Annotated in this window: 20 protein-coding genes; 6 read left to right on the forward strand and 14 right to left on the reverse strand. The window is 62.3% G+C overall.

Annotation, left to right across the window (positions count from 1 at the left end):
* Nucleotides 1–9 precede the first annotated feature (9 nt).
* Nucleotides 10–615, reverse strand: a complete 606-nt coding sequence (locus FPB55_RS15975; protein WP_009683844.1) for an arylesterase — start codon at nt 613–615, stop codon at nt 10–12.
* Between the two features lie 10 nt (nt 616–625).
* On the opposite strand from FPB55_RS15975, the gene FPB55_RS15980 reads away from it, so the two are divergent.
* On the forward strand, nt 626–1,309 hold the full coding sequence (locus tag FPB55_RS15980; RefSeq protein WP_009683843.1) for an ABC transporter ATP-binding protein: 684 nt from the start codon (nt 626–628) through the stop codon (nt 1,307–1,309).
* Nucleotides 1,309–3,816, forward strand: a complete 2,508-nt coding sequence (locus tag FPB55_RS15985; RefSeq protein WP_144188644.1) for an FtsX-like permease family protein — start codon at nt 1,309–1,311, stop codon at nt 3,814–3,816. The genes FPB55_RS15980 and FPB55_RS15985 overlap by 1 nt, the downstream gene beginning before the upstream one ends.
* 48 nt (nt 3,817–3,864) lie before the next feature.
* Here FPB55_RS15985 and greB read toward each other — a convergent pair whose 3' ends face one another.
* The 4 genes from greB to FPB55_RS16005 all read right to left on the reverse strand — a co-directional run bounded on the left by greB (nt 3,865) and on the right by FPB55_RS16005 (nt 6,860).
* Nucleotides 3,865–4,338 carry a transcription elongation factor GreB gene (greB, locus tag FPB55_RS15990; protein WP_144188646.1) on the reverse strand — a complete coding sequence of 158 codons (474 nt, stop codon included), beginning with the start codon at nt 4,336–4,338 and terminating at the stop codon, nt 3,865–3,867.
* A gap of 10 nt (nt 4,339–4,348) precedes the next feature.
* On the reverse strand, nt 4,349–4,657 hold the full coding sequence (locus FPB55_RS15995) for a hypothetical protein (RefSeq protein WP_009683839.1): 309 nt from the start codon (nt 4,655–4,657) through the stop codon (nt 4,349–4,351).
* Nucleotides 4,658–4,905: 248 nt separating this feature from the next.
* Entirely contained in the window at nt 4,906–5,343 is a 438-nt protein-coding gene (locus FPB55_RS16000) for a DoxX family protein (protein WP_144188648.1), read from the reverse strand.
* Between the two features lie 113 nt (nt 5,344–5,456).
* On the reverse strand, nt 5,457–6,860 hold the full coding sequence (locus FPB55_RS16005; RefSeq protein ID WP_029884954.1) for a transglycosylase SLT domain-containing protein: 1,404 nt from the start codon (nt 6,858–6,860) through the stop codon (nt 5,457–5,459).
* A gap of 153 nt (nt 6,861–7,013) precedes the next feature.
* On the opposite strand from FPB55_RS16005, the gene FPB55_RS16010 reads away from it, so the two are divergent.
* The 3 genes from FPB55_RS16010 (at nt 7,014) to FPB55_RS16020 (ending at nt 9,868) form a co-directional block, all read left to right on the forward strand.
* Complete coding sequence (locus FPB55_RS16010; RefSeq protein WP_144188650.1) at nt 7,014–7,808, forward strand: TatD family hydrolase; 795 nt, start codon at nt 7,014–7,016, stop codon at nt 7,806–7,808.
* A 138-nt stretch (nt 7,809–7,946) separates the two neighbouring features.
* The gene (locus FPB55_RS16015; RefSeq protein ID WP_144188652.1) at nt 7,947–9,425 is read left to right on the forward strand and encodes a methyl-accepting chemotaxis protein; all 1,479 of its coding nucleotides are present in this window, start codon (nt 7,947–7,949) and stop codon (nt 9,423–9,425) included.
* Between the two features lie 74 nt (nt 9,426–9,499).
* Nucleotides 9,500–9,868: an Mpo1-like protein gene (locus tag FPB55_RS16020; protein WP_009683834.1), complete on the forward strand. Its 369-nt coding sequence runs from the start codon at nt 9,500–9,502 to the stop codon at nt 9,866–9,868.
* A gap of 23 nt (nt 9,869–9,891) precedes the next feature.
* On the opposite strand, the gene FPB55_RS16025 is transcribed toward FPB55_RS16020, so the two are convergent.
* The 3 genes from FPB55_RS16025 to FPB55_RS16035 all read right to left on the reverse strand — a co-directional run bounded on the left by FPB55_RS16025 (nt 9,892) and on the right by FPB55_RS16035 (nt 11,839).
* Complete coding sequence (locus FPB55_RS16025; protein ID WP_029884957.1) at nt 9,892–10,689, reverse strand: thioesterase family protein; 798 nt, start codon at nt 10,687–10,689, stop codon at nt 9,892–9,894.
* Between the two features lie 77 nt (nt 10,690–10,766).
* The gene (locus tag FPB55_RS16030; protein WP_029884958.1) at nt 10,767–11,546 is read right to left on the reverse strand and encodes a CHAD domain-containing protein; all 780 of its coding nucleotides are present in this window, start codon (nt 11,544–11,546) and stop codon (nt 10,767–10,769) included.
* Between the two features lie 14 nt (nt 11,547–11,560).
* Nucleotides 11,561–11,839, reverse strand: a complete 279-nt coding sequence (locus FPB55_RS16035) for a hypothetical protein (RefSeq protein WP_003259403.1) — start codon at nt 11,837–11,839, stop codon at nt 11,561–11,563.
* Nucleotides 11,840–12,017: 178 nt separating this feature from the next.
* On the opposite strand from FPB55_RS16035, the gene FPB55_RS16040 reads away from it, so the two are divergent.
* Nucleotides 12,018–13,058 (forward strand): patatin-like phospholipase family protein, encoded by a 1,041-nt coding sequence (locus FPB55_RS16040; RefSeq protein ID WP_009683830.1) that lies wholly within the window; start codon nt 12,018–12,020, stop codon nt 13,056–13,058.
* A 66-nt stretch (nt 13,059–13,124) separates the two neighbouring features.
* On the opposite strand, the gene FPB55_RS16045 is transcribed toward FPB55_RS16040, so the two are convergent.
* The 6 genes from FPB55_RS16045 to tig all read right to left on the reverse strand — a co-directional run bounded on the left by FPB55_RS16045 (nt 13,125) and on the right by tig (nt 21,601).
* Nucleotides 13,125–14,996 (reverse strand): SurA N-terminal domain-containing protein, encoded by a 1,872-nt coding sequence (locus tag FPB55_RS16045; protein ID WP_009683829.1) that lies wholly within the window; start codon nt 14,994–14,996, stop codon nt 13,125–13,127.
* A 180-nt stretch (nt 14,997–15,176) separates the two neighbouring features.
* Nucleotides 15,177–15,449 (reverse strand): nucleoid-associated protein HU-beta, encoded by a 273-nt coding sequence (hupB, locus tag FPB55_RS16050; protein ID WP_009683828.1) that lies wholly within the window; start codon nt 15,447–15,449, stop codon nt 15,177–15,179.
* Nucleotides 15,450–15,601: 152 nt separating this feature from the next.
* Nucleotides 15,602–17,998: an endopeptidase La gene (lon, locus tag FPB55_RS16055; RefSeq protein ID WP_009683827.1), complete on the reverse strand. Its 2,397-nt coding sequence runs from the start codon at nt 17,996–17,998 to the stop codon at nt 15,602–15,604.
* Nucleotides 17,999–18,161: 163 nt separating this feature from the next.
* Entirely contained in the window at nt 18,162–19,445 is a 1,284-nt protein-coding gene (gene clpX / locus FPB55_RS16060) for an ATP-dependent Clp protease ATP-binding subunit ClpX (RefSeq protein WP_009683826.1), read from the reverse strand.
* A 108-nt stretch (nt 19,446–19,553) separates the two neighbouring features.
* Nucleotides 19,554–20,195 carry an ATP-dependent Clp endopeptidase proteolytic subunit ClpP gene (gene clpP, locus FPB55_RS16065; RefSeq protein ID WP_009683825.1) on the reverse strand — a complete coding sequence of 214 codons (642 nt, stop codon included), beginning with the start codon at nt 20,193–20,195 and terminating at the stop codon, nt 19,554–19,556.
* A 92-nt stretch (nt 20,196–20,287) separates the two neighbouring features.
* Nucleotides 20,288–21,601, reverse strand: a complete 1,314-nt coding sequence (gene tig, locus FPB55_RS16070; RefSeq protein ID WP_029884960.1) for a trigger factor — start codon at nt 21,599–21,601, stop codon at nt 20,288–20,290.
* Nucleotides 21,602–21,622: the final 21 nt, after the last annotated feature.

A 21,622-nucleotide genomic window follows, 5' to 3' on the forward strand; every position in this document is an offset into this window, starting at 1 on the left:
TTTAAAGCATCACAGCAAGGGTTTTATCGCCGGCCAGGCATTTTCCAGCAAGCGCTGCTGGGCACCCTGGGCCGGATGAATGCCATCAGCCTGCATCAACTCTGGCACACCCCCTACCCCTTCAAGGAAAAACGGCACCAGCGGGACCTTTTTGTCCGCCGCCAACTGCTCATACACGTTAGCAAACGCACGGGTGTAGCGCACACCGTAATTGGGCGGCAGGCGCATGCCCAGCAGCACCACTTTGGCGCCAGCCTGCCGCGAGCGCTCGATCATCGAAGCAAGATTTTGTTGCAATTGCGCAGGCGGCTGCCCGCGCAGGCCATCGTTGCCGCCCAGCTCCAGTACCACCAGGCTGGGCTTATGCGCTGCAAGCAGCGCGGGCAAGCGCGCCTGGCCACCCGCACTGGTGTCGCCACTGATCGACGCGTTGACCACCTTGGCGTCGAAACCTTCCTTCTCCAGCCGGGTCTGCAACAGAGAGACCCACCCCTGGCGGCTATCCAGGCCAAAACCGGCGCTGATACTATCGCCAACCACCAGCAACGTTCCCGCCGCCGCGCTCTGGGCCAGGCAATACAGGGCCAGACCGGCACTCAGCCACCTTATTCGCATCGGATTCTCCATGGGCCCCAGCATTCTCGTTGCGCAGAACCTTAGCAAAGTGGTCCCCAGTGCGGAAGGTGACCTCGCCATCCTGCACGCCCTGTCCCTCGACCTGGCCCGGGGTGACAGCCTGGCCATCGTCGGCGCTTCGGGCTCGGGCAAGTCGACGCTGCTTGGCCTGCTCGCCGGCCTGGACCAACCCAGCGCTGGCAAGGTGATACTTGCCGGGCACGACCTCGGGCCGCTGGATGAAGACCAGCGCGCCCGGGTGCGCGCCGAACACGTCGGCTTCGTGTTCCAGTCGTTCCAACTGCTGGACAGCCTCAACGCCCTGGAGAATGTCATGCTGCCGCTGGAGCTTGACGGGCGCAGCGATGCCCGCGAACAAGCACGCACCTTGCTTGAACGGGTCGGCCTTGGCGCGCGCCTCAGCCACACGCCACGCCAGCTGTCCGGGGGCGAGCAACAACGGGTGGCCATCGCCCGCGCCTTCGCCGCGCACCCTGCCGTGTTGTTCGCCGATGAACCCACCGGCAACCTGGACAGCCACACCGGCGAGCGTATCAGCGACCTGCTGTTCGAGCTGAACCAGGAGCGTGGCACCACGCTGGTGCTGGTTACCCATGACGAACGCCTGGCCCGCCGCTGCCGCCGCCAGATCCGGCTGGACGCAGGCCGCCTGGTGGCAGCGGTGGAGGCCTGATGAAACACATGCCGCTGTCCCGCCTGTGCGGCCTGGCCCTACGCCAGTTGCTCCGCGACCTTCGTGCCAGCGAAGTGCGGGTGTTGTTCTTCGCCCTGCTGGTAGCGGTGGCAGCCAGCACCGCCATCGGCTATTTCGGTGCCCGCCTGAACGGCGCCATGCAACTGCGCGCCAGCGAATTCCTTGGCGCCGACCTGGTGTTGCAAGGCAGCGCCCCGGCCCGCGAACAACAACTCGCGGCCGGCCAGGCACTGGGCTTGCGCCACGCTCAGGTGGTCGAGTTCACCAGTGTGGTCGGCGGCGATAGCGGTATCCAGCTGTCCAGCGTGAAAGCGGCCGACAGCGCCTACCCCCTGCGTGGGCAGCTGCGCAGCGCCGCGGCCCCATATGGTGCTGAACGCCCGGGTGGCGGGCCGGCGCCCGGTGAAGCATGGGTGGAACCGCGCCTGTTGGCGGCCTTGGGGCTGTCGATAGGCGACAGCATCGACGTCGGCATGAAAACCCTGCGCATGAGCCGGGTACTGACCTATGAGCCGGACCGCGCCAACAACTTCTACAGCCTCACGCCGCGGGTGATGATCAACCTGGCCGACCTGCAGGCGACCGGGGTGATCCAGCCCGGCAGCCGGGTTACCTACCGCGACCTGTGGCGTGGCGATAGCGAAGCACTGGCGCAGTACCGCCAGGCAATTGAGAAAAGCCTGGCCGCCAACCAGCGCCTGCGCGATACCCGCGATGGCAACCAGCAGATCGGCGGCGCCCTGGGCAAGGCAGAACGCTACCTGAACATGGCCAGCCTGGTGGCAGTGTTGCTGGCCGGCGTGGCCGTAGCCTTGTCGGCCAGCCGCTACGCTGCACGGCGCCTGGACGCCAGTGCCCTGCTGCGTTGCCTGGGCCTGTCGCGCCGGCAGGCCCTTGGCCTGTACTGCCTGCAACTGGCCATGCTCGGCGTAGTAGCGGCGCTGGCCGGCGCGCTGCTGGGCTGGCTTGCCCAGCTGGGCCTGTTCCGCGTACTGCACGGCCTGCTTCCCAGCGTGGTCCCAGCCGGGGGCGTACTACCGGCCCTGGCCGGCATCGCCACAGGGCTGGTAGCACTGGCCGGCTTTGCCCTGCCACCGATCGCGGCGCTGGGCCAGGTGCCGCCATTGCGCGTACTGCGCCGCGACCTGTTGCCGATACCGCCCAGCAGTTGGCTGGTTTACGGTGCAGCCCTGTTCGCGCTAGGCCTGATCATGTGGCGGCTAAGCCTGGACCTGCTGCTGACCTTCGCCCTGCTGGCTGGCGGCCTGGTTGCTGCGCTGTTGCTCGGTGGCCTGCTGCTGCTCGGCTTGCGCAGCCTGCGCCGCTTGCTGGTCGGCGCCCCGCTGACCTGGCGCCTGGGGTTGGGCCAGTTGCTGCGCCACCCCATGGCCGCCGCTGGCCAGGCGTTGGCGTTCGGCCTGATCCTGCTGGCCATGGCCCTGGTCGCCCTGCTGCGGGCAGAATTGCTCGACACCTGGCAGGCCCAGCTACCCAAGGATGCGCCCAACTATTTCGCCCTGAATATCCTGCCAGACGACCGCGAGCCGTTCGCTCAGCACCTGCAGCAGGTCAACGCCGTCGCGGCCCCGCTGTACCCGGTGACACCGGGGCGGCTGGTGCAGATCAACCAACAACCGGTGCAGCAGATCGTCAGCAAGGATTCGGCAGGCGAGCGCGCCGTGCAGCGCGACCTCAGCCTGACCTGGGCCGCCGAACTGCCCGAAGGCAATGCATTGACAGCCGGGAGCTGGTGGCAAGCATTGCCCGGCGAACACGACACCCCCGGGGTATCGGTGGAGGCAGAGCTTGCCAAGAGCCTGAAGCTTCAGACTGGCGACCTGCTGACGTTCGATATCGGCGGCCAACAGCGCCAAGCCAGGGTCAGCAGCTTGCGCAGTGTGCATTGGGACAGCTTCCAGCCCAACTTCTACATGATCTTCCAACCCGGCACCCTGCAAGGTCTGCCAACCACCTACCTGACCAGCTTCTATCTGGCCCCGGGGCACGACCTGGACGTGGTGACCCTGTCACGTGCGTTCCCGGCAGTGACCATCCTGCAGGTCGATGCCCTGCTCGCCCAACTGCGCAGCATCCTCGCCCAGGTGACCCTGGCCGTGGAATATGTGCTGCTGTTCGTGCTGGCGGCAGGGCTGGCGGTACTGTTCGCCGGTTTGCAGGCAACGCTGGATGAGCGCATTCGCCAAGGCGCCCTGCTGCGTGCACTGGGCGCGCCCAGGCCGCTGCTGGTCAGGGCACGGCGGATCGAGTTCGGCCTGCTCGGGGCAGCCAGCGGGTTGTTGGCGGCCGTGGGTTGCGAACTGATCACCCTGGTGCTTTACCGCTATGCCTTCAACCTGCAGTGGGGGCCGCACCCCTGGTTGCTGTTGCTGCCATTGACAGGGGCTTTGCTGGTAGGCGGCGCGGGGGTGATAGGCACGCGGCGGGCGCTCAATGCCAGCCCTTTGGCGGTACTGCGGGACACTTGAGGCTGCATGTGCCGGCCCGGCGTCCGGGCCGGCACATGCAGCCGCAATTTACTGGCCGTAGCTGATGCTGTTCACATACCACGTGGCGTCACCGGTAGGTGTGTGTACCAGCACCTCGTCACCCTCCTGCTTCTTCAGCAAGGCGCGGGCCATGGGTGAGTCGATCGAGATGTAGTCATTGCGGCCGTAGATTTCGTCATAACCCACGATGCGAAACTTCATGGTCTCGCCGTCGTCGTTCTCGATCTCGACCCAGGCACCGAAAAACACCTTGCCTTCCTGCTCGGGCGAATAGGCCACCACCTTCACGTCCTCAAGACGCTTGCGCAAATACCGCACCCGGCGGTCGATCTCGCGCAGCAGCTTCTTGTTGTACTGGTAGTCGGCATTCTCGCTACGGTCCCCCAGCGACGCCGCCCAGGCGACCTTCTGGGTGATCTCGGGGCGATAGACCCGCCACAGGTGGTCCAGCTCTTTCTTCAGCGCCGCGTGGCCTTCGCTGGTGATGATGTTGGTGCTCAACAGGCGCTCCTCAGCGGCGGGTGATCAGGCCCTGGCGCGCGATACGGGTGAGGTGGCCGATGACCTCGGCAGCGTCCTGCGGGCCGGGCGACTGAATGACCGCAAGGTCGAAACGGTCCTGCCCATACTGCGCAAGATTGCAGGCGTCATCGGCGAACTGGATCAGGAATGCGCGTGCCTGGCCCTTGCGCCGGGACAGGCCTTCGAGGTGACGCAAAAGAGTGGGCTGATGCTGGCCGCCGAGCAGGATGCGCGGCGTGCGGGATGCCTGGTGTGCAGGCAGAGGGCTCAAACAGACACTGGTACGTGGGCAACTCATGGTGCTTCTCTCCGCCTCGCGAATCCCGCTGGGCAGCGGTGGGAGGCGTCACCGAACCAGCGCTTTAGCGGTATTTCGGACGAGCCGCACAAGGGGCTTTCCTGCGCCCCGCAAGTAGCTGTTTAAATCGGCGCAGGCGGTATGCTAGAGCGATGAGCTTCAAGTTGCAAGCGACAAGCCGCAAGCAGAAGCAGGCCGAGGAAAGGCCCGCCCTTGCTTGCGGCTTGTCGCTCACAGCTTGCAACGGGTCAGCGGGCGATCAGGCGGTCCAGCGAGAAGCGCCCGGCACCTTCGATCATCACGGCAACGGTACCGGCGAGCAGCGCCAGGGCAAACTCGTAGCCGTTGTTGGACATGAACAAGCCATTGCCAATGTGCACCGAGAAAATCGCCACTATCAGGGTCACGCTCAGTGCCAGTGCCGCCGGGCGCGCCAGCAGCCCCAGCACCAGGGCCAACCCGCCGAAGAACTCGGCACTACCGGACAACAGGGCCATCAGATAACCCGGCGCCAGGCCGATGCTTTCCATCCACTGGCCGGTGCCTTCCAGGCCATAGCCGCCAAACATGCCGAACAGCTTTTGCGCACCGTGCGCCATGAAGATGATGCCGACCAGTATGCGGATAATGCTCAGGCCAGCGCCGGCACGGGTGGAAAACAGGGTATTGAGCGTGTTGTTGTTCATGGCGAAGCGTCCTTGAGGCGATGCAGTTATGTTGAGATGGACGCCATCTTAATCAGTTTATAAGATATTAAAATCGCAAAAAACCCAGCATTACTATCTAACAAATCGATACTTCATCGCTTGGCTACACGTTCAAGCGCTGCACGTTCGCGGTTGAATGCCAGGTAGTACTTGTTGACACTGTTGACGAAATTCACCGGCCCCATGCCCACCTGCTCCATGGCGATACGCTCGGTCTGGAAGAACCATTGGTTGCCATTGAGCCCGCGTCGGCGAGCTTCGGCGCGCATGGCTTGAACACGTTCGGGGCCAAGGTTGTAGGCAGCAAGCACGAACGCCATGCGCTCGCGCTCGTTGATTTTGGGGCTGGCGAAAAACGTGCGGCGGATCAGCGCCAGGTAGCGCGCGCTGGCCAGCACGTTGCCGTCTACCGTGGCCGTGTTGCTCACCCCCACACGCTGGGCTGCTGCCGGGGTGATCTGCATCAGCCCATGGGCGCCACCGCTGCCGCGTGCGGCCGGGTTCAGTGTCGACTCCTTGAACGCCAGCGCCGCCAGGTTCAGCCAGTCAATCTGTTGCGCCTGCCCATGCTTCTGCAACACGGCCCGCAGCGCTGCCAGACGCCGGCGGTCCTTGCTGGCCAACGGGTTGTGCACCCGATACTGGCGGCGGTAAATCCGCTCGAACGCGGCATCCTGGTTGTCTGGCGCCCGGTAACCCTTGAGGAAGCGATCGACTGCAGCGAGCAGCTGCGGCGCATCACGCCCGACATACCAGCGCATGGCCTGCGGCGGCCCCAGCCGCACACCGCTGTGCAGGCGCAGGCGCGGCATCACCCGCGCCCAACGCCGGGCAATAGGCTGCTCCACCACGGTCAGGTGGTAGATGCCGGCCTGGACCATCTCCAGCACATCTTCCACGGCCAATGTCGAGTCGACCCACTCCACTTTGATCGGCGGCCGCTTGCGCAGGGCCAATTGCTGGTTGGCCTGCTGGATGAATGGGCCCGCCGCGCTGGCACTGGTCAATGCCACGGTTCGCCCCGACAACTGCTCGAGCTTGCTGAAGCTGCGCTCGCCTTTGCGCCCGACCAGTGTCAGCGGCACCTGATCGAGTAGCGGTGCGCTGCTGCTGACACCGCGCACAGTGCCTGGGTCCAGCAGCTCGCCCGGTGCAGCAAGGTCGCCCTCGCCACGCGCCAGGGCGCCGAGCAATTGCTCCTTGGCCCGCGGTATGAGCTGCAGCTCGATCTGTTGATCGTCGTCGCTGCGCGCGTTGAGGAAGTGTTCCAGGGCCCGCAGGCGGTAATACTCGATGCCGACCGGTTCGCCCTTGACCTCGCCCGAGCTATTACGGCTTTGGTTGACCAGCACCCGCAGCACCTTGCTGCTGCGGATCTGCTGCAAGTCGCGAACCTTGGCAGGCGCAGGGTTATGTTGCGGCCCTTGAGTTTGCGCAAGGGCCGCCCCGGACAAGACCAGCCCGAGCGCCAACAGGAAAGTGAGCCAGAATCGCATGCGCAAAAAGATCCATTCGGGGGCGGCACCCAGGGTCGCACGCCAAGTGATAAATGACGGCAAAAGACCCCGGCCACAGCATGAAGTTCTTGGTTTTGTTCAGAAAAACCCGGTTTTTGCTATGCTGGCCGCTCCGCGGCACGAGATACCACCATGCAACTGATCGATATCGGCGTCAACCTGACCAACAGCAGCTTCCACGACCAGCAGGCGGCCGTCGTCGAGCGCGCCATCGAAGCGGGGGTGACCCAGATGGTGCTGACGGGCACCAGCCTGGCAGTCAGCGAACAGGCACTGGAGCTGTGCCAGCAACTGGACGCCAGTGGCGCGCACCTGTTTGCCACTGCCGGCGTGCACCCCCACGATGCCAAGGCATGGGAGGCCGGTAGCGAAGGCCGGCTGCGCCAACTGCTAAGCGAGGCACGGGTACGTGCTGTGGGCGAATGCGGCCTGGACTTCAACCGTGATTTCTCCCCTCGCCCCGTGCAAGAAAAAGCCCTGGAAGCCCAGTTGGCGCTGGCCGTTGAGCTACGCCTGCCGGTGTTCCTGCATGAGCGCGATGCCAGCGAGCGCTTGCTGGCCATTCTCAAGGATTACCGCGACCACCTGAGCGCGGCGGTCGTGCATTGTTTCACTGGGGAGCGTGAGGCGCTGTTCGCCTACCTCGACATGGACCTGCACATCGGTATCACCGGCTGGATCTGCGACGAGCGCCGGGGGACGCACCTGCACGCGCTGGTGGGCAACATTGCCGAAGGCCGGCTGATGCTGGAAAGCGATGCCCCCTATCTGCTGCCCCGCACCCTGCGCCCCAAACCCAAGAACGGCCGCAATGAGCCGGCCTTCTTGCCGCAAGTACTGCATGAAGTGGCCTTGCACCGGGGTGAATCGGTCGAACATACGGCAGCGCACACCACGGCCACGGCACGGGCGTTCTTCCAGATCTGAGCTGACGGGGCCGGTTGAGGCAGGAGAACAACACCGTTGTTTTTTCTTGATACACATCAACAACGGCTCTGGCACGAGCCGGCACAATGATGGCACCTTGCCAATATTGTTTCCGCTCAACTCAGAGAAGACCTGCCCATGGGTGCCTGGCTTAGCAATGTTTCCTTGAAGTACAAATTCTGGGCCGTCAACGCGGTGGCCTTTGTCACGACCTTGCTGCTGGTGGTGTATGCCGTGCACCTGGAGCAACGCGCCCGCGCCGAGGTGGCCCAGGTACAGGCGGTGCAGCAAGCCGAGCTGCTGGCTGCCTGGCCAAGCCAGCAGCCAATACCGCGCCAGGCCAATGTGATCAGCTGGTCAGCCGGGCAAACGCCCACCTTTGCCGGTGAACCGCTCGAGCCCCTGCGCGACGGCCAGGGCTGGGTGGACCTGCCAAGTGCCTGGGTGCTGGGCGACAACCCGGTGCGCGGCGCACAGGTCGTGCACAGCGGCAATCAGTACATGGCGGTAGTGGCTCCGTCGCCCAGCCTGCGCCAGGTGTTCTTCGAACGCTTCAGCAATTACGCGGTGTGTGTCCTGATTCTGATGCTGGCCATGCTCGCTGCCTCGCAACTGCTCATCCGTTTTCTGCTCAGCCAGCTCAATACCCTCAAGGATGTGATGCTGCACGTGGAAAAAACCGGCGACCTGGCAGCCCGTGTGCCACTGGCCTGTGGTGACGAGGTCGGCCAGATGGCCGGTGCCTTCAATGCCATGCAGGCCACTTACCACCGCGTCGTCAGCACCGTCGCCCACACTGCCGCGCAGCTGGACTCGGGCGCTGCGCGCCTGGCCGCCAGCATGAACGATGTGCGCCACGGCATGCTTGGCCAGCAAAGCGAGACCGACCAGGCGGCCACCGCCATCAACCAAATGTCGGCAACCGTGCACCACATCGCCCAGCATGCCGGCGCTACCCGTGACCTGTCCCAAACCGCCGACACCCTGGCCGGCAGCGGCAAAGAGGTGGTAAGCCGGGTCCAGGATTCGATTTCCGGGCTGTCCAGCGGTGTTCAGCAAACCGCCGAGATGATTCGCCAGTTGGCCGATGACAGCCAGAAAATCAACGGGGTCGTCAATGTGATTCACAGCATCGCCGAACAAACCAACCTGCTTGCGCTCAACGCCGCCATCGAAGCCGCACGCGCCGGCGACCTGGGCCGCGGGTTCGCCGTGGTCGCCGATGAGGTGCGCAACCTGGCCAAGCGCGTGCAAACCTCCACTGACGAAATCACCACAATGGTCTCGGCACTGCAGTCGGGTACCCGCGATGCAGTGGAGTTCATGCAGGAAAGCTCGTACAAGGCCGATGATTGCGTGCGCCAGGCTCAGGAAGCCGGTGAAGCCCTGGCCGAGATCACCGGTGCCGTGGCGCAGATGCGCGAGAGCAACACGCAGATTGCCGTGGCAGCCGAGCAACAAAGCCAGGTGGCCGAGGAAATGAACCGCGCGGTGGTGAGCATTCGTGATGTCACCGAGCAGACCGTGCAACAGACGGTGGGCTCGGCCACCACCAGTAGCGAGCTGGCGACCTTGGCTGGGGCGCTCAACAAGGCCATCGGCCAGCTCAAGCTATAGCCACCATAGCCAGCCTCGATTGGCCCCCCTGCGCGGGCAGCACTAAGCTTTGGGCATTGGATGAGGAGATGCCCATGAGTAAACGTCTGCCCAACTTGCCCGCCTGGCAATGGCGCGGCTACCACCATAACCACCGTCACCCGACAAACCTGGTGCTGCACCTGATTGCCGTCCCGTTGTTCATCCTGGGCGCGCTGCTGGTACTGTCGGGCCTATTCGGGCTCGACCTGAGCCAGATCGCGGTGGGTATCATAGCCTTGATTGCCGGCTTGGGCCTGCAGCGCCAGGGGCACCGCCTGGAAGCCCAGCAACCTGAGCCGTTCGCTAACCGCCAGGATGCCGTGCAGCGCCTGTTGACGGAGCAGTTCATCACCTTCCCGCGTTTTGTTTTCAGTGGCGCCTGGCTGAAGGCATGGCGGGAGCGCCACAAGCACCGACGCTGAGCCGATGGTCCGGTGCCGGCTTGTCAGGCGAACACGGTGACAGTCTGCCGGCTCAGCGCCAGCAATTCACCTTGGGCGGTCCACAGTGCTGCTGCCGCATGGCCGTAGCCATCCCGGGCATATTCGGTTTCAACGCAATAGCGGCACCAGTCCTGGGTAGACACCGTGACCACAGGCTGAATGAACTCGATCGTCCAGGTCAGCGTGCTGCCAGCTGCGGGTTGCTTCAGGAACGGCATCAGGCTCGGCGGCCACGCATCGACCAAGGCAAGCAGGTGCGCCTCGTTGGCGCGTTCGTCGGCGACATCGCGCAAGCGCACCCAACCGCCCATCTTCCTCGACTGATTACCACTGAATGGCAGCCCGCCCACGGCCCAGCGCAAGGCCACATGGCGCATGAATTCCGGCGTGACCCCCTTGATATAGGGCAGCTCCGGAGCCGCCTCTTCGAGCGCCTTCATTTCCGTAGCCGGTAACGCCGGTACCTGCACGACCGAAGGCCGCCCTGCCCCGAAGCTGCCTTGCACCAGCGTCACCACCTGGCCTGCCTGTACCGCGCGGCCAAGCAAGGTGCTGACCGCCTTGCCCTCGCGCAGCACCTCCACCTCGAAGCGGATAGGTACGTCTGCCGCTGCAGGGGCCACGAAGGTGATGGCCAGGGAGCGCGCTGGGCGGTTGTCACACAGCTTGAGGCGCATCGCCTCGTACACAAGGGCCGCCATGAGGCCGCCAAATGCCGCTCGGCCTTGCGCCCAGGTCGGCGGAATGCTGACTGCGTCGGGGTTGGCCCGCACGGCGTCGAGCAGTTGATTGAAATTCATGGACCGGCTCCTGCCTGCGGCGAAAAGGGTGTGCCCATCCTAGCCAGCTAACGCGGGGCGAACAGCCCCTATTTCGGTCATTTCCCGGGCTGGCGCCGTGCAATGGCCTTGGCCAGCGCGGCCAAGGTCACATCGGCTCGTTGCTCGGCCTCCTGCAACTGCTGCTGCCAAACGGCTTGGCAAGGTGCCAGGTCGGCGTGGTCGCGCGCCTGTAGCAGCCACTGCAAGCGATCGTGCCAGTCGCCCAGGTCGGCCTGGGCTTTTTTCAGCAGACGCTGCAGTTTCTGGCTGGCATGCTGGAATTGCGGGTAGGCCTCGTCGCCATAGCGCGCACGCTTGATCAACAAACGTAGCCGGTGACGGTCGTGGTTGGGGTCCTGCAAGGCGTGCTGCAGTTTGTGCCACTGCTTGACCAAGCGCTTGTCGACGCGTTTGCCCAATGCCTTGGCCAAGCCTTCGCGGCCCGCTGCGCGCAGGAACAGTGGAAAGGCATCTGCAATCGCCAGCACCCGGGCCAACTGCTGGCTGCGGGCAACGCTGGCGTATGCACTACCGCGGCCTTGCATGCGGCGTTGCCCAGCTTCGGTGTAACCGCTAGCGATCAGTTGCGCAGCCAATACTTCCTGGTCACGCAAGGGCGTGGTCAGGGCCCCCAGCGCGCTTGCAGCGGCCTCCAGCTGCTCCACCCCTGGCAGCCCCCTCAGTGGCCGCAGCAGGCTGCGTAGCCGCCGTACGGCAATACGCAGGTCATGCAGGGCCTCGCTGTCGGTATCGGCAGCCAGGCGTTCGCGACACGCCAGCAGGCGCACCTGCAAGGCCAGTATCTGGGCAACGACGGAGTCAAGCATGGCAGACATGGAACGCTCCTCGATCAACGCCCGGCGCGGGACTCACGAATGTAGAAGCGCGCCTTCTCGGCTTTGCGCGTGCAGCTTTCATAACCTTCGAACTGCTGCTGGGTTTTAGCACCAGTGAGTAACGACAAAGCCTTGGAATAACTCACGGCGCCGGCAAAGCCTTCGGCCTTGGCCAGGTCAAGCTCCTTCCAGGCGGCATCCAGCTGGGTCGCACAACTTTCTCGGTAGGCCGTCTTGCCTGCGCAGCCGGCAAGGGCCAGAGCAATCAGGGGAAGGCAGATCCAGGCTTTCATCGGTGATACCTCAAGGAAAAAAACGGTGGCATTTCGACGCCCCGGCAGTTCAAAAGTGCCCTGCCCGGCCGGCTTTGCCAAAGCGGTTTTACTACAGTAGCTGCACACAATCTACATTGAAGCAGAGGCAACGATGGGTGCATTGTAGGGGCATGATGGCACTGGCCGGGGAAAGTTGATGAGTAAACGCGTGGCACTGGTACTGGGTTCGGGCGGGGCTCGAGGGTATGCGCACATAGGCGTGATCGAGGAAATCGAGCGCCGGGGTTACGATATCGCCTGCATCGCTGGCTGCTCCATGGGTGCAGTCATCGGTGGCATCTATGCCGCCGGCAAGCTGGACGAGTACCGCAACTGGATCGAGAGCCTCGATTATCTGGATGTGCTGCGCCTGGTGGATGTCAGCTTTCGCCTAGGCGCCATTCGCGGTGACAAGGTATTCGGGCAGATCCGCAAGATCGTCGGCGAGATCAATATCGAGCAACTGCGCATCCCCTACACGGCGGTTGCCGCCGACCTGACCAACCAGCAGGAGATATGGTTTCAGGAGGGCTGCCTGCACCAGGCCATGCGCGCCTCGGCGGCCATCCCCAGCCTGTTTACGCCGGTAATGCAGGGCAACCGCATGCTGGTTGATGGCGGTATCCTGAACCCACTGCCGATCGTGCCGGTGGTGTCCAGCCATTGCGACCTGATCATCGCGGTCAACCTCAACGCCACCAACCAGAAGCAGTACCAGCTGCCCGTGATCGAACGCCCGGCAGCGTTCAAGACGCGCTTCGATGCCTTGCTCAGTTCATTGGGCGCACACTTGCCCTTCCGGCGCAAACCGGCCGAAGAATTGATCCGCATCGAACAGGAAATCGTCGCTGAAGGGCTCGCACAGCCCAACCCATGGCAAAGCGAAGCCGCCAGCCCGGGCACACAGCAGCCGGCGGCTGCGCCAGAGCGCGAAGGCGCGCCGAAGTCGGCTACCGGTTCGTTCATCATCGACAACGTGGGCCCAGCCTCGCTGCTGGACTTGATCAACCAGAGTTTCGAGGTCATGCAGACCTCATTGGCGCAGTACAAGATCGCCGGCTATCCGCCGGATGTGCTGATCAACGTGCCGAAACGGGTATGCCGGTTCTTCGAATTCTACAAGGCGCCCGAGCTGATTGCCCTGGGGCGCGAGATCGCGCGGGACACGCTGGATAATCATGAAGGGGTGAAGCGCTAGGCCGGAGCAGGCAGCAGAAACAGAACGGGCCGCACTAGGCGGCCCGTTCGTCATGCAGCGATCACGTCAGTAACGGGTGATGTCGGCATTGGCTTCCAGCTGCTTGCGGTAGGCCGCGAAGTCTTGCTGGCCGGCACGCGAGGCGAGGTAGCGGCGAATCTGCTGCTTCTCTTCGTCGGTGGCGGTAGTGCCTTCGTTGACGCCCTTGAGCTGCAGCACCACCAGGCTACCGTCACGCAGCACGACGCTGCCATACACCGGCTTGTCCTTGGCTTGCGGTTTCGCCAGGCGGAACAGCGCCTGCAGCTCCTCAGGATCGATGCCTTCCTCACCGCGGGTCACGGCTTCGTGGGTTTTCCAGCCCTGGCCCTCATGCACACTGCCAGCAGCAATGGAACCGTCGCGCAGGCCGGCGATCAGCTTGTCCGCCTTGGCCTTGAGTTCGGCCGTGGCCTTCTCCTTGGCCAGGTGCTGGCGGATATTCTGGGCCACTGCCTCCAGCGGCAGTTGCTCAGGCTTGCGGTGCTCCTTGACGCGCAGTACCACGGTGGTTTCCGGGTCGAGCTCGATGGCGGTACTGTTGGCCCCCTCGTCGAGTACTTCTTCGGAAAACGCAGCCTGCACCACCGAACGGTTGGCAGTAATGCCTTCGCCGCCTTCGCGACCGAATGGTGCAGAGGTGTGGACCTTGAGGTTCAGGTCCTGGGCCGGCTGGGCCAGGTCGGAAGCCTCATAGGCAGCATCCTGCAGCTGCTTGCTGGCATCCACGTAACGCTGCTCGACCAGCGGGGTCTTCAGGTCACGGGTAAGCTTGTCCTTCAGGCTGGCGAAGCTCGGCACCTCTGGCGCCTGTACGCCCAACAGCTTGATCAGGTGGTAACCGAACTGGGTACGCACCGGCGCCGATACCTGGCCATCCTGCAGCTTGTACAGCGCCTCTTCGAAGGCCGGGTCATACACACCCGGGCCGGCGAAACCAAGGTCACCACCGTTGCCGGCCGAACCCGGGTCCTGGGAGAACTCCTTGGCCAGGGTGGCAAAGTTCTCACCCTTGGCCAGGCGCTGCTCGATCTCTTCAGCACGGGCCTTGGCCTGTGCGTCGCTGACCTTGTCGTTCACTTCGATCAGGATGTGCGCCGCGTGGCGTTGCTCGGCGAGGTTGGCGATTTCTTTCTCGTACTGGGCCTTGAGCTCTTCGTCGGTCACCTTGACCTGGTCGAAGTAGGCAGACTTTTTCAGCTCGATGTAGTCGATCACCACCTGGTCAGGCGACATGAACTCCTTGGCGTGCTGGTCGTAGTGCGCCTTGACCTCGGCGTCGCTGACCTTGACCGCGGCCGGGTCGGCCTTGAAGGTCAGGGAGGCGAAGTCGCGGGTCTGCTTCTCGAGGCGGGCGAAGGCATCGACTTGCTGGTCGGTGACGAAGCTGCTGCCGGCCAGGCCGGTGCGCAACTGGCCGATGAGCATTTCCTCGGCCAGCATGTCGCGGAACTGCATGCGGCCATAACCCATCTGGCGAATGACCTGGTCGAAGCGGTCGGCGCTGAATTTACCGTCTACCTGGAACTCCGGCGTTTGCAGGATCACCTGATCCAGCGCGGCATCGGAGAAGGCGAACTTGGCGTCCTCAGCCCCCTGCAGCAAGAGCTTGCGGCTGATCAGGCCCTTGAGGGCCTCTTCACGCAGCAGTTTTTCATCCAGCAGCGCTGGGTCGAAGTCCTTGCCCAACTGTTGCATCAGCTGGCGGCGCTGCATGTCGGCCGCCTGGCTCAGCTCGTTCTGGCTGATGGTCTGGCCGTTTACCTTGGCGGCGTCCTGGCTATGTGTGGCGGCCTGAAAAATGGCTTCGAAACCGGTCAACGCCATCAATACGACGATTAGGCCGATGATGGACTTGGCAATCCAACCTTGTGAATTGTCCCTGATATTTTGCAGCATGCGTCCCCCAGAAACGGCTGTACCACTGCGTCGACAACCGCGGAGCGTGGGTAGAATCCTGATAAAAGAAAGGCGCATCCGAGGATGCGCCTTTGCTTAGCAAACGTGTCAGGCGGGAACGTTTGCGCCCCGCCATCAGCGTGCTCGGACCAGGCCTGGCCGGGTCCGGCTGAAGACGACTTAGTTGACGGCGTCTTTCAGGCCTTTGCCTGCCTTGAAACCTGGAACCTTGGCGGCTGCAATCTTGATCGCCTTGCCGGTTTGTGGGTTACGGCCAGTGCGCTCGGCGCGCTCTTTGACCGTGAAGGTTCCGAAGCCAACCAGAACGACGTCGTCGCCTGCTTTCAGGGCACCGGTTACGGAGTCGATCACAGCGTCCAGAGCCTTACCTGCAGCAGCTTTGGAAATGTCAGCCGATACGGCGATAGCGTCAATCAGTTCCGACTTGTTCACTCTAAGTCCCCTTATTTCTCTATTGAGTTTGTTTCTAAGTATGTAATGGAAAGCTTACGAAACGTACGTTGGGAGGCTTGTTGACAATAACGAGCCGCTTTATAGCAAGGCCTCGAAAAAACTGTCAAGGAAAGCCTCCCAGCCAAAAACCACTAATGCGTGCTGATTCTTTCCTTGGCATCGCTGTCGCGCTTCTCTTCTTTCGCGACGATCTCGGGAGCCACATCTGGCAAGGGCTCCGGGGCGTATTGCAGCGCAATTTGCAGGACTTCGTCAATCCATTTGACGGGTTTGATCTGCAGATCCTGTTTGATATTTTCCGGAATTTCCTTCAGATCGCGAACGTTCTCCTCCGGAATGATGACCGTCTTGATACCGCCCCGGTGTGCTGCCAGCAGTTTTTCCTTCAACCCGCCAATTGCCAGCACCTGGCCACGCAAGGTGATTTCACCCGTCATGGCGACATCAGCGCGCACCGGGATCTGCGTAAGGGCCGAGACCAACGCCGTGCACATGCCGATACCGGCACTCGGGCCGTCTTTCGGTGTGGCCCCTTCGGGCATGTGGATGTGCACGTCGTGCTTCTCGTGGAAGCCGGCGGCTATACCCAGGCTGTGGGCGCGGCTGCGCACCACGGTTTGCGCGGCAGTGATCGATTCGACCATGACATCGCCCAGCGAGCCCGTCTTGATCAGTTGGCCCTTGCCCGGGATAACCACGGCTTCGATGGTCAGCAACTCGCCGCCCACCTGGGTCCAGGCCAGGCCGGTAACCTGGCCGATCTGGTCTTGCTGCTCGGCCAGGCCGTAGCGGAACTTGCGCACGCCCAGCAGGTGCTCCAGCTGCTCGCTGGCCACCTTGACCTTGACCTGCTTCTGCCCGGTATGTTCCTTGACCACTTTACGGCAAACCTTGGCGATCTGCCGCTCCAGGCCACGCACACCGGCCTCACGGGTGTAGAAGCGGATGATGTCGCGAATCGCCGAGACATCGACCTCCAACTCGTCTTTCTTCAAGCCGTTGGCCTTGACCTGCTTGGGCACCAGGTACTTGATGGCGATGTTGATCTTCTCGTCCTCGGTGTACCCCGGCAGGCGGATGATTTCCATGCGGTCCAGCAGCGCCGGTGGAATGTTCATCGAGTTCGAGGTGCACAGGAACATGACGTCCGAGAGGTCGTAGTCAACCTCCAGGTAGTGGTCATTGAAGTTGTGGTTCTGCTCCGGGTCGAGCACTTCGAGCAACGCCGAGGCAGGGTCGCCACGCATGTCGCTGCCCATCTTGTCGATTTCATCGAGCAGGAACAGCGGGTTGCGTACACCCACCTTGGTCATCTTCTGGATCAGGCGGCCCGGCATCGAACCAATGTAGGTACGACGGTGACCACGGATCTCGGCTTCGTCACGCACCCCGCCCAGTGCCATGCGCACGAACTTGCGGTTGGTGGCGGTGGCGATCGATTCGGCGAGCGAGGTCTTGCCGACGCCGGGTGGGCCTACCAGGCACAGCACAGGACCGCGGATTTTCTTCACCCGCTTCTGTACGGCGAGGTACTCGAGGATGCGCTCCTTGACCTCTTCCAGGCCATAATGGTCGGCATCAAGGATTTCCTCGGCCTTGGCCAGGTCCAGGCGGACTTTGCTCTGGGCCTTCCACGGCACCTGCACCAGCCAGTCGAGGTACGAGCGCACCACGGTGGCTTCGGCCGACATGGGCGACATCTGCTTGAGCTTGTTGAGCTCAGCCTGGGCCTTGGTCAAGGCATCCTTGGGCAGGCCGGCAGCTTCGATGCGCTTTTTCAGCTCTTCGACTTCGTTGTGGCCTTCGTCACCATCGCCGAGCTCTTTCTGAATGGCCTTCATCTGCTCATTCAGGTAGTACTCGCGCTGGCTGCGCTCCATCTGCTTCTTGACCCGACCGCGAATGCGCTTTTCCACCTGCAACAGGTCGATTTCGGCATCCAGCAGTGCCAGCACGTGCTCCACGCGGGCGGTGAGGTCGACAATTTCGAGGATTTCCTGCTTCTGCTCGATCTTCAGGGCCATGTGCGCAGCCATGGTATCGACCAGCCGCCCTGGCTCTTCGATGCTGTTCAGCGACGACAGCACTTCGGCAGGGACTTTTTTACCCAGTTGCACATACTGCTCGAACTGCGACAGTAGCGTGCGCACGAAAACTTCCGACTCGCGCTCGGCGGAGTCGGTTTCGTCGATCAGCGAAACTTCGGCACGGATGTGCCCTTCCACTTCGGTGAAGCGCTCGACGGCGCCACGCTGTTCGCCTTCGACCAGCACCTTGACGGTGCCATCAGGCAGCTTCAACAGTTGCAGCACGGTGGCAACAGTACCGACACGGTACAAGGCGTCTTCGCCAGGGTCATCATCGGCTGGGTTTTTCTGGGCCAGCAGGAGGATCTGCTTTTCGCCCGTCATCGCAGCCTCAAGGGCTTCGATGGACTTTTCACGCCCCACAAACAGCGGGATAACCATGTGCGGGTATACAACGACATCGCGCAATGGCAAAAGAGGCAAGTCGAGGGTGGTCTTCATGATTTCGCCTCTACAGCGGCCTTGTGGCCGGAAACCGGTGGAAATGATGCTTGGACCTAATGTGGGGGCAGGCTTGGGAAATTACAAGCATTAGCACAGGAAAAGCATGAAGGGGCCCGTAGGCCCCTTCATGCTTGCAACCACAAACTGGCCTTTGCCTGTATCAGGCGTCTGGCGCAGCCTTGGCTTGCGGCTCAGTGTTCTCGTAGATCATCAGCGGCTGCGAAGTGCCGTCGATGACGCTCTCGTCGATCACCACCTTGCTGACATCCTTCTGCGAAGGAATCTCGTACATGGTGTCGAGCAGCACGCCTTCGAGAATAGAACGCAGGCCACGGGCGCCGGTTTTGCGCTCCAAAGCCCTGCGTGCCACGGCCTTGAGCGCATCGCTGCGGAACTCCAGGTCGACGCTTTCCATCTCGAACAGCTTGGCATACTGCTTGGTGAGGGCGTTCTTCGGCTCGGTGAGGATCTGCACCAATGCAGCCTCGTCCAACTCGTCCAAGGTAGCCAGAACCGGCAGGCGGCCGACGAACTCCGGAATCAGGCCAAACTTGACCAGATCGTCCGGCTCGACCTCACGCAGGGACTCGCCAACCTTCTTGCCCTCTTCCTTGCTACGCACTTCAGCGCCGAAACCAATGCCACCTTTGGTGGAACGGTTCTGGATGACCTTTTCAAGGCCCGAGAACGCGCCACCGCAGATGAACAGGATGTTGCGGGTGTCAACCTGCAGGAACTCCTGTTGCGGGTGCTTGCGCCCCCCTTGCGGCGGTACCGAGGCCACGGTGCCTTCGATCAGCTTCAACAGCGCCTGCTGCACGCCCTCGCCCGAGACGTCACGGGTGATGGACGGGTTGTCCGACTTGCGCGAGATCTTGTCGATTTCGTCGATGTAGACAATGCCCATCTGGGCCTTTTCCACGTCGTAGTCGCACTTCTGCAACAGCTTCTGAATGATGTTCTCGACGTCTTCACCCACATAACCGGCCTCGGTCAGGGTGGTGGCGTCGGCAATGGTGAACGGTACGTTCAACAGGCGTGCCAGGGTTTCGGCGAGCAGGGTCTTGCCCGAGCCAGTAGGCCCGATGAGCAGGATGTTGCTCTTGCCCAGTTCGACTTCGTCACCCTTCTTGTCACGCTGGTTAAGGCGCTTGTAGTGGTTGTACACCGCTACAGCCAGCACCTTTTTCGCGCGCTCCTGACCAATGACGTACTGGTCCAGGATGCCGCTGATTTCTTTCGGCGAAGGCAATTTGTGCGCGCTGCTCTCGGCCTGGGCTTCCTGCACCTCCTCACGGATGATGTCATTGCACAGGTCGACGCACTCGTCGCAGATAAATACCGAGGGCCCGGCAATCAATTTGCGCACTTCGTGCTGGCTTTTGCCGCAGAAGGAGCAATAGAGCAATTTGCCGCTGTCCTCGCCGTTACGGGTGTCAGTCATTCGATCGATCCAATCCGGTAGGCTTGCAACACAAGATGAAGGCAATTGCGGGCTTTTTCAAGTCCGCAGGTGGGCGCTTTGCGCACCCACCTGCTCTGACCCCCCGGTTCAGGAGGCCAGTTGCCGCTTGTCGTAGACCGAGTCGATCAGGCCATACTCGGCTGCGCGCGAGGCGCTCATGAAGTTGTCACGTTCGGTGTCACGCTTGATGGTCTCCAGATCCTGGCCGGTGTGGTAGGCCAGCAACTCGTTCAGGCGCGCCTTGATATTGAGGATTTCCTGGGCATGGATCTCGATATCGGTCGCCTGGCCCTGGAAGCCGCCCAGCGGCTGGTGAATCATCACGCGCGAGTTCGGCAGGCAGTGACGCTTGCCCTTGGCACCTGCGGCCAGCAGGAAGGCGCCCATGCTGCAGGCCTGACCGATGCAGATGGTCGAGACGTCCGGCTTGATGAACTGCATGGTGTCGTAGATCGACATGCCCGCGGTGACGGAGCCGCCCGGGGAGTTGATGTAGAGATGGATATCCTTGTCCGGGTTTTCCGCTTCGAGGAACAGCATCTGCGCTACGACCAGGTTGGCCATGTAGTCTTCAACCGGGCCAACCAGGAAAATCACTCGCTCCTTCAACAGGCGCGAATAGATGTCGTACGCACGCTCGCCACGGGCGGACTGCTCGATAACCATCGGGACCAGGCCGCCTGCGGCCTGGATGTCAGAGCTCTGCTGAATATAAGAATTGCGGGACATGTCCTGCGCTCACTCCCAAATAGTCATGGCTTGATAACGCACAAGCCAGCTCGAAGGCTGGCTTGTGGGGTTTTCCTACGAGAGAAAACGTATTACTCAGCTTCGGCAGGTGCCTGGGCTGGTTTTACGGCATCTTCGTACGAGACCGACTTGTCGGTCACAGTAGCTTTCTGCAGAACAGTATCTACAACTTGTTCTTCCAGCACAACCGAACGCACTTCGTTCATTTGCTGGTCGTTCTTGTAGTACCAAGCGATGACCTGCTCAGGCTCCTGGTAAGCCGAAGCCATTTCTTCGATCATCTCGCGAACCTTGGCATCGTCCGGCTTGAGCTCGAACTGCTTGACCACTTCGGCGACGATCAGGCCCAGCACTACGCGGCGCTTGGCTTGTTCTTCGAACAGCTCGGCAGGCAGCTGGTCAGGCTTGATGTTGCCACCGAACTGCTGAACAGCCTGGACGCGCAGACGGTTGACTTCATTTTCCAGCAGGGCCTTCGGCGCTTCGATCGGGTTGGCGGCCAGCAGACCGTCCATGACCTGGTTCTTCACCTTGGTCTTGATTGCCTGGCGCAGCTCACGCTCCATGTTCTTGCGAACTTCGGCGCGGAAGCCTTCCAGGGTCGATTCCTTGATACCGAACTGGGCGAAGAACTCTTCGTTCAGCTCAGGCAGCACAGGGGCCGAAACGCTGTTGACGGTGATGGTGAACTCGGCGGCTTTGCCGGCCAGGTCCAGGTTCTGGTAGTCCTCTGGGAAGGTCACGTTGACAACGCGCTCTTCGCCAGCCTTGGCGCCCACCAGACCGTCTTCGAAGCCCGGGATCATGCGGCCGGAACCCAGTACCAGCTGGGTGCCTTTGGCAGAGCCACCGGCGAACGCTTCACCGTCGACCTTGCCAACGAAATCGATGTTGACCTGATCGTCGTTCTGCGCGGCGCGCTCGACAGCCTCGAAGCGAGTGTTCTGCTTGCGCAGCACTTCCAGCATGTTGTCCAGGTCCGCGTCGGCCACTTCGGCGCTCAGGCGCTCGACGTTGATCGACTCCAGGCCGGAAACAGTGAACTCCGGGAACACTTCGAAGATGGCGACGAACTCCAGGTCCTTGCCTTTTTCGAACGACTTGGGTTCAACGGATGGGGCACCAGCAGGGTTCAGCTTCTGCTCAACGATGGCCTCATAGAAGGAAGCCTGGACCAGATCACCGAACGCCTCCTGGCGTGCATCGGCTTCGAAGCGCTGACGGATCACGCTCATTGGCACCTTGCCTGGGCGGAAGCCGGCAACCTTGGCGCGCTTGGCAGTCTGTTGCAGACGCTTGTTGACTTCGTTCTCGACGCGCTCGGCCGGAACGGCGATGGTCATGCGGCGCTCGAGAGCGGAAGTGTTTTCAACAGAAACTTGCATGGATATTCCTCGTTGCACAGA

This window comes from Pseudomonas sp. BJP69, assembly GCF_007633355.1.
In the GTDB taxonomy this organism is placed as follows: Bacteria; Pseudomonadota; Gammaproteobacteria; order Pseudomonadales; family Pseudomonadaceae; genus Aquipseudomonas; species Aquipseudomonas juntendi.

Bases quoted from the DNA above. Each gene is read 5' to 3' on its own strand.
- FPB55_RS16005 (WP_029884954.1), bottom strand. From the start codon at position 6,860: ATGCGATTCTGGCTCACTTTCCTGTTGGCGCTCGGGCTGGTCTTGTCC.
- clpX (WP_009683826.1), bottom strand. From the start codon at position 19,445: ATGACTGACACCCGTAACGGCGAGGACAGCGGCAAATTGCTCTATTGC.
- FPB55_RS16045 (WP_009683829.1), bottom strand. From the start codon at position 14,996: ATGCTGCAAAATATCAGGGACAATTCACAAGGTTGGATTGCCAAGTCC.
- FPB55_RS16000 (WP_144188648.1), bottom strand. From the start codon at position 5,343: ATGAACAACAACACGCTCAATACCCTGTTTTCCACCCGTGCCGGCGCT.
- FPB55_RS16020 (WP_009683834.1), top strand. From the start codon at position 9,500: ATGAGTAAACGTCTGCCCAACTTGCCCGCCTGGCAATGGCGCGGCTAC.
- FPB55_RS15995 (WP_009683839.1), bottom strand. From the start codon at position 4,657: ATGAGTTGCCCACGTACCAGTGTCTGTTTGAGCCCTCTGCCTGCACAC.
- lon (WP_009683827.1), bottom strand. From the start codon at position 17,998: ATGAAGACCACCCTCGACTTGCCTCTTTTGCCATTGCGCGATGTCGTT.
- FPB55_RS15980 (WP_009683843.1), top strand. From the start codon at position 626: ATGGGCCCCAGCATTCTCGTTGCGCAGAACCTTAGCAAAGTGGTCCCC.
- FPB55_RS16035 (WP_003259403.1), bottom strand. From the start codon at position 11,839: ATGAAAGCCTGGATCTGCCTTCCCCTGATTGCTCTGGCCCTTGCCGGC.
- FPB55_RS16030 (WP_029884958.1), bottom strand. From the start codon at position 11,546: ATGTCTGCCATGCTTGACTCCGTCGTTGCCCAGATACTGGCCTTGCAG.
- FPB55_RS15985 (WP_144188644.1), top strand. From the start codon at position 1,309: ATGAAACACATGCCGCTGTCCCGCCTGTGCGGCCTGGCCCTACGCCAG.
- FPB55_RS16015 (WP_144188652.1), top strand. From the start codon at position 7,947: ATGGGTGCCTGGCTTAGCAATGTTTCCTTGAAGTACAAATTCTGGGCC.
- tig (WP_029884960.1), bottom strand. From the start codon at position 21,601: ATGCAAGTTTCTGTTGAAAACACTTCCGCTCTCGAGCGCCGCATGACC.
- FPB55_RS15975 (WP_009683844.1), bottom strand. From the start codon at position 615: ATGCGAATAAGGTGGCTGAGTGCCGGTCTGGCCCTGTATTGCCTGGCC.
- FPB55_RS16025 (WP_029884957.1), bottom strand. From the start codon at position 10,689: ATGAATTTCAATCAACTGCTCGACGCCGTGCGGGCCAACCCCGACGCA.
- clpP (WP_009683825.1), bottom strand. From the start codon at position 20,195: ATGTCCCGCAATTCTTATATTCAGCAGAGCTCTGACATCCAGGCCGCA.
- FPB55_RS16010 (WP_144188650.1), top strand. From the start codon at position 7,014: ATGCAACTGATCGATATCGGCGTCAACCTGACCAACAGCAGCTTCCAC.
- FPB55_RS16040 (WP_009683830.1), top strand. From the start codon at position 12,018: ATGAGTAAACGCGTGGCACTGGTACTGGGTTCGGGCGGGGCTCGAGGG.